This window comes from Sphingopyxis sp., assembly GCF_050725655.1.
Taxonomy (GTDB): Bacteria; Pseudomonadota; Alphaproteobacteria; order Sphingomonadales; family Sphingomonadaceae; genus Sphingopyxis.
The window spans coordinates 20,580-29,055 of sequence record NZ_JBOHHT010000098.1 but is presented as its reverse complement, the minus strand read 5'-3'; the positions used below and the strand labels follow the sequence as shown (position 1 = coordinate 29,055).

Annotated in this window: 4 protein-coding genes; 1 reads left to right on the top strand and 3 read right to left on the bottom strand. The window is 64.8% G+C overall.

From position 1 onward, the window contains the following. Nucleotides 1–190 precede the first annotated feature (190 nt). Nucleotides 191–2,782, bottom strand: coding sequence for an aminopeptidase N (gene pepN, locus ACREBX_RS15180; protein WP_431562580.1), 2,592 nt, complete (start codon nt 2,780–2,782; stop codon nt 191–193). A gap of 46 nt (nt 2,783–2,828) precedes the next feature. On the opposite strand from pepN, the gene ACREBX_RS15175 reads away from it, so the two are divergent. Continuing rightward, nucleotides 2,829–3,620: an SDR family NAD(P)-dependent oxidoreductase gene (locus tag ACREBX_RS15175; protein WP_431562583.1), complete on the top strand. Its 792-nt coding sequence runs from the start codon at nt 2,829–2,831 to the stop codon at nt 3,618–3,620. Nucleotides 3,621–3,711: 91 nt separating this feature from the next. On the opposite strand, the gene ACREBX_RS15170 is transcribed toward ACREBX_RS15175, so the two are convergent. Further along, nucleotides 3,712–4,977 (bottom strand): DUF445 domain-containing protein, encoded by a 1,266-nt coding sequence (locus ACREBX_RS15170; RefSeq protein WP_431562582.1) that lies wholly within the window; start codon nt 4,975–4,977, stop codon nt 3,712–3,714. Nucleotides 4,978–5,047: 70 nt separating this feature from the next. Next, a complete protein-coding gene (locus ACREBX_RS15165) occupies nt 5,048–8,464 on the bottom strand; it encodes an efflux RND transporter permease subunit (protein WP_431562579.1) in 3,417 nt (1,138 codons plus the stop codon). Nucleotides 8,465–8,476: the final 12 nt, after the last annotated feature.

Genomic DNA, 8,476 nt, shown 5'->3' with positions numbered 1-8,476 from the left:
AGAGCGTTGAAAAGCCACGGTCGCCCGATGACGCCCTGGGCCCCGGCCTTCGCCGGGGAACAGCTACAGGTTCGAAAGGGACAGTCACCGACTTGATCCGGGGTCCACGGCTACCGTCGCGCAATAGTTCCCGGATCAAGTCCGGGATGACGAAAGCAGGAGACGTCCGCTTCCTACCCCTGAGCAGACATCAGCCCACCAGGCTCTTCGAAGCCTGCTCGGTCACGTCGCGCGACAGGCCGGGCTGCGCGAGGATGCGTTCGAGCTCAGCCTTCATCAGCGCCTGGCGCGCGTCGTCGAAACGTTTCCAGCGGCCGAGCGACGGGATCATCTTCGCCGAAGTCTGCGGATTCTTCGGGTCGAGCGCGATGACGAGCTCGGCGATCAGCCGATAGCCCGCGCCGTCGGCCTGATGGAACGCCGCCTGATTGCCCGTCAGCGCGCCATAGAGTGAGCGTACGCGGTTCGGGTTCGCGAGCGTGAAGTCGGGGTGCTGCGCCAGCGCCTTCACCGCATCGACGGTGTCCGCGCGCAGCGACCACGCCTGCACCTGGAACCATTTGTCGAGCACGAGCGGATTGTCGCGATAGCGTTGATAGAAAATGTCGAGCGCATGGGCGCGCTCGTCGCTGTCGCCATGCGCGAGCGTCGCGAGCGCCGCCTGCCGTTCGGTCATGCCGTCGGCGTCGGAGAAGATACGGAACGCGAGCGCGGGCGCGTCGTCGGCTCCGGTTGCCGCGAGATAGGCGAGCGCGACACCGCGCAGGCGGCGACCGCCCTTGGCCTTGCGCGACAGATCGGTCGCGGGCGGGGCGCTGCCCGCAAGGATCGCGCGCCATTTCGTTTCAAGCGCGGCGCCGATTGCCGCCTGTAAGGCGAGCCGTTCGCGGCGGATCGCATCGGGATCGACGGTGACCATCTGGTCGCCGGCAAAGGCTTCGCTGGGCAGCAGCACCGCCTCGGCGACGAAGGCGGGGTCATTTCCCGCACCGGCGAGCGTCTGGCCGACCGCGTCGATCACTGCCTGATTATCGCCTGTCTTGCCCGATACCGCGGCTACGAGCGTGTCGAGCATCAATTGCTGCAACGCTTCGTAGCGCGCGAACGGGTCGTCGTCATGCGCGGCGAGCCAGGCGAGTTCGCCCGGGCCGCGCTCGAAATCGACGATGATCGGCGCCGAAAAGCCGCGGTTGACCGACAGCGCCGGACGCCCGACAAATTTGCCGAGCGCGATACGCTGGGTCGCACCGGTTATGGTGACCAAAGTGTCGGCGAGTGCGTCGCCGCTGCCGTCCATCGCAAAGGCAGCAAGGCGCAGCGGCATCATCATCGGCTGCTTTTCGGGCTGGCCGGGCGTCGGCGGCACCGTCTGCACGACGTCGAGCGACCATGCGCCCTCGTCTTCGACCAGCGACAGCTTGAGTCGCGGCGTTCCCGCCTGCTCGTACCAGCGGCGGAATTGCGCGAGGTCGATCCCCGCGCCTTCCTCGATCGCGCGCACGAAATCCTCGCACGTCGCAGCCTCGCCGTCGTGACGGTCGAAATAGAGGTCGGTGCCTTTGCGGAAGCGCTCGGGGCCGACCATCGTCGCCATCATGCGGATGATCTCGGCGCCCTTGTTATAGATGGTCGCGGTGTAGAAGTTCGAGATTTCCTGGAAGCTGTCAGGGCGGATCGGATGCGCGAGCGGCCCCGCATCCTCGGGGAATTGCGCGGCGCGGAGCAGGCGGACATCCTCGATGCGCTTGACCGGGGGCGATCCCATGTCGGCGGAGAAGCTCTGGTCGCGAAAGACGGTGAAGCCCTCTTTCAGGCTTAGCTGGAACCAGTCGCGGCAGGTGACGCGATTGCCCGACCAATTGTGGAAATATTCATGCGCGACGACGCCCTCGACCCCGTCATAATCGACGTCGGTCGCGGTGTCGGGGTCGGCGAGAATATAGCGGGTGTTGAAGACGTTGAGGCCCTTGTTCTCCATCGCGCCCATGTTGAAATCGCTGACCGCGACGATGTTGAACAGGTCGAGGTCATATTCGCGGCCATAGACCTCCTCGTCCCATTTCATGCTGTCCTTCAGCGCCTGCATCGCATGGCCGGTGCGCTCCACATCGCCGCCCCGAACCCAGATGCCGAGCTCGACCTCGCGCCCCGACGTCGTCGTGAAGCTGTCCTTGTTGACGACAAGGTCGCCGGCAACGAGCGCGAAGAGATAGGAAGGTTTCGGCCACGGGTCTTCCCACAGCGCCCAATGATCGCTCCCCTCTTCGCCCTGTTCGATACAATTGCCGTTCGACAGCAGGATCGGGAACGCGGCCTTGTCGCCCTGCATCCGCACCTTGTAGCGGCTAAGCACGTCGGGACGGTCCGGATGGAAGGTGATGCGGCGGAAGCCTTCGGCCTCGCACTGGGTGCAGAGCAGCCCGCCCGAGGCATAAAGCCCCGAAAGCTGGGTGTTCGATGCGGGGTCGATCACCGTATCGACCTCGACCGTCGCCGCGCTGCGCTCGCCCAGATCGACGATCAGATCGCTGCCGTCCATCCGCCAATCGTTCCACACTTCGCCATCGACGCGCACCGCCGCCGGGGTCAGTCCATCGCCGCGCAGCGTGAGCGGCACCGGCGCATCGGCCTGGCGCACGACCGACAGCGCCGCGCCGACCTTCGTCGCGTCGATCCCGAGCGCGAAATCGAGCGCGATGTCGGGGACCTGCCATTCGGGCGCGCGATAGTCGCTGCGATAAATGGTGACAGGGATGGCGGGGGTTGAGGAGGCGTCGGTCATGATAAGCGATCTAGGCGCGGCGCCGCGGGCGCGCAATAAGGGCGCGATGGGACAGATGCTGATTTTCGGAATGGGCTATGCCGCGAGCTACCTCGCGGATCGGCTGCGCGCGCGCGGCTGGGAGGTGACGGGGACGACGCAGGACGGACGCGAGGACAGCATCGCCTTTGCCGATGAGGGAGCGGTGCTTGGCGCGCTGCGCAGCGCGACGCACATATTGTCGTCGGTGCCGCCGGCCGAGGGCGCCGACCCGGTTCTCGCACGCTACGGCGATGCCGTCGCTCTCGCTCCGGCGGGCTGGGTCGGTTATCTTTCGTCGACCGGGGTCTATGGCGATACCGGCGGGGCATGGGTCGACGAAAGCGCGGCCATCAAAGGCCGCCGTCCCGACCGCAACACCGCCGACGCGGCTTGGGGCATCCTGCGCAGCGATGTCCGCATCTTTCGCCTCCCCGGCATCTATGGCCCCGACCGCTCGATCCTGGGTCGCATCGCCGAGGGCCGCGCGCATCGCATCGACCTGCCCGAACAGGTGTTCAGCCGCGTCCATGTCGATGACATCGCGGGCGGCGTAATGGCATCGTTCAGGGGACCGGCGGGTGTTTATAATCTGGCCGATGACGAGCCGTGCCATCAGAACGAGCTGGTCGAAAGGGGCTGTGCGATGCTGGGTGAGCCGCTGCCGCCGTTGCAGACGCTCGACGAGGCCGGTCTGTCGCCCGCCGCCCGCGCGTTCTATGCCGAGAACCGCCGCGTTGCGAATGGGAAGGCAAAACGGCTGCTCGACTGGACGCCGCGCTATCCTAGTTTTCGCGAGGGGTTAGCGAGCTTGACTTAACTACGCCCGTCATTCCCGCGAAAGCGGGAACGCAGCAGCAACGCTGGCTCGCTGGGTTCCCGCTTTCGCGGGAATGACGAATGAGTTCGTTTTAGATCAGCACATCGACCGAGTGGATCAGCACGCCGACCAATCCGCCGACCAGCGTCCCATTGATGCGGATATATTGCAGGTCGTCGCCGACGGCATTCTCCAGCCGGTCGGTGATCGTCTTCGCATCCCAGCCGCGGATCGTGTCCGACACCAGCTTGAGCGCGGTCTCGCCATAGCTGTCGACGACGCCGACCACGGCGCGGCGCGCATAACGGTTGAGTGTGCGCTTGATGCCGGCATCCTCGCCCAGCATCGCGCCGAACTGGGTGACGAGTTCGCCGATGCGGCCCGCGAGCATCGTGTCGGGGTTGCGCGCAGCCTTGAGCAGCGCGGTGCGGCCCTGTTCCCACAAGCCGTCGAGCCAGCGCTTGACCGCCCTGTTCTCGAGCAGTTCGTCGCGGACCTTCGCGACCTTCGCCTTCACCTCGGGATCGTGCTGCAGGTCGAGCGCCATCTTGGCGAGCCCTTCCTCGACGCGGATGCGCAAGGGATGCGTCTCGTCGACCGCCATTTCGCTGAGCAGCTTCGACAGGCCCGCGACGATGCGGTTCGAGATGCTTTCGTCGAGCCCGGTGAAACGCACGATCGCGTTCGAATTGTCGTGCACCATCTGGTGGATCAGATGCTCGTTGAGTTCGAGCGTCTTCGATCCCCATTTGACCATCGCGTCGAGCAAGGGCTGGTGCCGCCCCTCGGCGAGCGCGGCCTGTAGCGCCTGCCCGAGCAAGGGCGCGACGTCGAGTTCGCGCAGGCGGTCGGCGATCGCCGATTTGACCATGCCGCCCAGCCGCTGCTGGTCGAGCGCGCCCAAACCGTCGGCGATGATCCGCGATGCGCCGAGCCGCAGCCGACCGCCGCCCTCGCCCGGTTCGGACAGGAATTTGCCGACCGCACCCGCGACATCGACCGCCTGCATCTTGCGCGCGATCAGGCGCGGCAGCAAGAAATTGGTGAGCAGGAAGCGCGCCAGCGTATCGCCGATGCGGTTCTTGTTGCGCGGCACGATGGCGGTGTGCGGGATCGGGATGCCCATCGGGTGACGGAACAGCGCGGTTACCGCAAACCAGTCGGCAAGCCCGCCGACCATCGCCGCCTCGGCAAAGGCGCGGACGAAACCGATCGCGGGATGGACGTCCTGATAATATTTCGCGCCGAGAAAGACGAGCGCCATGACGACGAGCAGGCCCGTCGCGACGACGCGGATATTCGATCCCCTTGCCGGGATGGCGACGCCAATCGGCCGGGAAAGCGTGCGGTCGGTCATACGAACCAAATGGCGAAATGCCGCAAAGGTTGCAACCGGCGCAGTCGCTTACCGCGCCGGCCCGCCTTCATTACTCCGCCGGTTCAGGCGCGGGCGCGCCGTGCGGCTTTGTATCGTCGCCCTTGCGATAGGTGAGCAGGTTGCCGGAGAAGAAGCGACCGAGGCGCTTTTCCATGCTGTCGGCAAGGCTGAACCCCGCGGGGACGATCAGCAGCGTCAGCAGCGTCGACAGAATCAGGCCGCCGATCACGACGACGCCCATCGGCTGGCGCCATGCTCCGTCGCCCGACAGCGACAGGGCTGTCGGCACCATGCCCGCGACCATCGCGACGGTCGTCATGACGATCGGCTGCGCACGCTTGCGCCCGGCATCGAGCAGCGCGGCGTTTTTCTCGACGCCATGGTCCATCTCCTCGATCGCGAAATCTACGAGCAGGATCGAGTTTTTCGCAACGATGCCGAGCAGCATCAACAACCCGATATAGACGGGCATCGAAACCTCCATGCCGGTGATCCAGAGGCCGAGCAGACCGCCCAGAGGCGCGAGCAGCAGCGACGACATGTTGACCAGCGGCGACAGGAAGCGGCGATAGAGCAGCACCAGCGTCGAGAAGACGAGCAGGAGGCCCGAGACCACCGCGATCATGAAATTGGTGATCAGTTCGGCCTGCCACTTGGCGTCGCCCTGGATGACCTTGCGAATGCCCTGCGGCATGTTTTTGACCGCAGGCAGCGCGTCGATCTTTTTCTGCGCATCGCCCGTGACCAACCCCGGTGCGAGGTCGGCCCCGATCACGATGCGCCGCGTCTGGTTGTAACGGCGGAGCTCGGTCGGCCCCGAGCCAAAGCCGATCGAGGCGATCGATTTCAGCGGCACCGTCGTCCCGCGCGCAGTCGGCACCGGCAGATTCTCGATCGTCGCAAGGCTGCGTCGCGAATCTTCGGACAGGAGCACACGGATCGGAATCTGGCGATCGGACAGCGAGAATTTGGCCGCGTTCTGGTCGATGTCGCCCAGCGTCGCGATACGGATCGTCTGGCTGAGCGCCGATGTCGTCACACCGAGTTCGGCGGCGAGGTCGAGGCGCGGCGTCACGATGATTTCGGGGCGCGGAATGTCGCCCTCGATCCGCGGCGAGCGCACTTCCTTCAGCTTTTCCATCTGGGACACGATCAGGCGCGCATGCTGTTCGAGCGCGACCGGATCGTCGCCGCCGATGACCATCGTCATGTCGCGGCCCGAGAAACCGCCCGACTGGCTCTGGAAGGTCACGCGCGCGTCGGGGATCGCCGCCATTTGCGGCTGCAGGCTGCGCTCCCAATCGACGCTGGTGAGCTCGCGGCTCTTTTTCAGCGTGATATAGACCCCGCCGTCGGAGACATTCACCTCGTAAAAGGCGTTTTCGACATTCTTGTCCTTCGACAGGATCGCGGCGATCTGATCCGAGATCGTCTCGCTCTGCGCAAGCGTCGAGCCCGGCGGCAATTCATAGCGGATCTGGCTGTAGTCGCTGTTGATCGTCGGCTGGAACTGCTGCGGCAGGACCCACAGCAGGAAGACGCTCATCGCAAGCGACGCGGCGCCGACCCCGACGATCCAGACGCGATGGTCGAACAGGCGCGCCCAGGCACGCTGAACCATGAACTTCGCCCAGTTGGTAAAGCCCGGCTGGCGCATACCGATCAGCCACGCGAGCGCGCCGAGCAGGATGATCAGCAAGGCTACACCCAGATAGGCGAGGATCGCGTCGACCGGCGTCTTCAACAGGAAGTACATCGCGGTGTTGGGCGCATCCTGCCCGACCGGCACCGGCTGAAAATAGACGTAGATTGCATAGAGGATCGACAGCCCGGCAAGGATCAGCGGCAGCGCCAGATAGGCGAGCTTCGTCGGGTGCGCCTCATAACGCGCGCGGATCGCATGATGCTTCTTGTTGTCGAGCGTCCATGCAAGAAGGCGCTCGTAACGATCGACCCAGGGGCCCGAAGCGTGGTCCTGTTCGCCCTGCGCCGACAGGAAATAGGCGGCGATCATCGGTGTGATCATGCGGGCCACCGCAAGGCTGACGAGCACCGCGAACACGACGGTCATGCCGAACTGGATGAAAAACTGGCCCGAAATGCCGGGCATCAGCGCGACGGGCAGGAAGACGGCGACGATCGACATCGTCGTCGCGACGACCGCGAGGCCGATTTCGTCGGCGGCGTCGATCGACGCCTGATACGCCGTCTTGCCCATGCGCATGTGCCTGACGATATTCTCGATCTCGACGATCGCATCGTCGACGAGCACGCCGGCCACAAGGCTGAGCGCGAGCAACGACAGGCCGTTCAGCGAAAAGCCCATCATGTCCATGAACCAGAAGGTCGGGATCGCCGAGAGCGGGATCGCGAGCGCGCTGATCAACGTCGCGCGCCAGTCGCGCAGGAAGAGGAACACAACGACGACGGCCAGAATCGCGCCCTCGATCATCGCGAGCATCGAGCTGCGATATTGCTCCTTCACATATTCGGTCTTGGTGAAGAGGATCTTGAATTCGACCTGCGGGTTCGCCTTCTTGATCTCGGCGAGCTTCTTCATTGCCTCGTCATGGACGGTGACGTCCGACGAGCCCTTCGCCTTTTCGATCGAGAAGCTCAGCACCTGCCGCCCGTTGATCTTCGCCAGGTTACGCTGTTCGGCGTAGCCGTCGGTCACCTTTGCCACGTCGGACAGGCGGATCGTCCGCCCATTGCCGATCGAAATGTTCGTTTCACCGAGCTGGAAGGCGTTTTCGGCGTTGCCGAGCACGCGCACCGCCTGTTCGGAGCCGGCGATTTCGGTGCGCCCGCCTGCGGCGTTGACGTTCACCTGACGCAGTTGCTGGTTCAACTGGCTCGCGGTGAGGCCATAGCTTTGCATGCGCGCGGGATCGAGGATGACGCGAATCTCGCGGCTGACACCGCCCGAGCGGCTGACCTTCGCCATGCCGGGGATCGACAGCAAATCCTTGGCGACCGTATTGTCGACAAACCAGCTGAGCTGCTCGAGCGTCATGTCCGACGTTTCGACCGCAAAATAGGTGATCGGACCGCCCGCGGCATCGACGCGCACGACCTGCGGTTCGAGAATGCCTTCGGGGAGGTCGCTGCGGATCTGCTGCACCGCCTGGTTGACGTCGTTATAGGCGCGGTCGATCGGCGTGCCGATCGCGAACTGCACCATCGTGCGGCTGTTGCCTTCGCCGACATAGGAGGACAGCTCGTCGACGCCGCTGACGCTGCGCACTGCGGCCTCGACGCGCTGCGTGACCTGTGTTTCCAGCTCGGACGGGGCCGCGCCGGGCTGCGCAACGATGACCTGGACGAGCGGAAATTCGACGTCGGGATTGTCGTTGACGTCCATCCGGTTGAAGCTGACGACGCCCGCCAGCAACAACAGGATGAACATCACAATCGGCGGCACCGGATTGCGGATGCACCAGGCGGAAATGTTGCGAAAGCTCATGATCAAACGCCC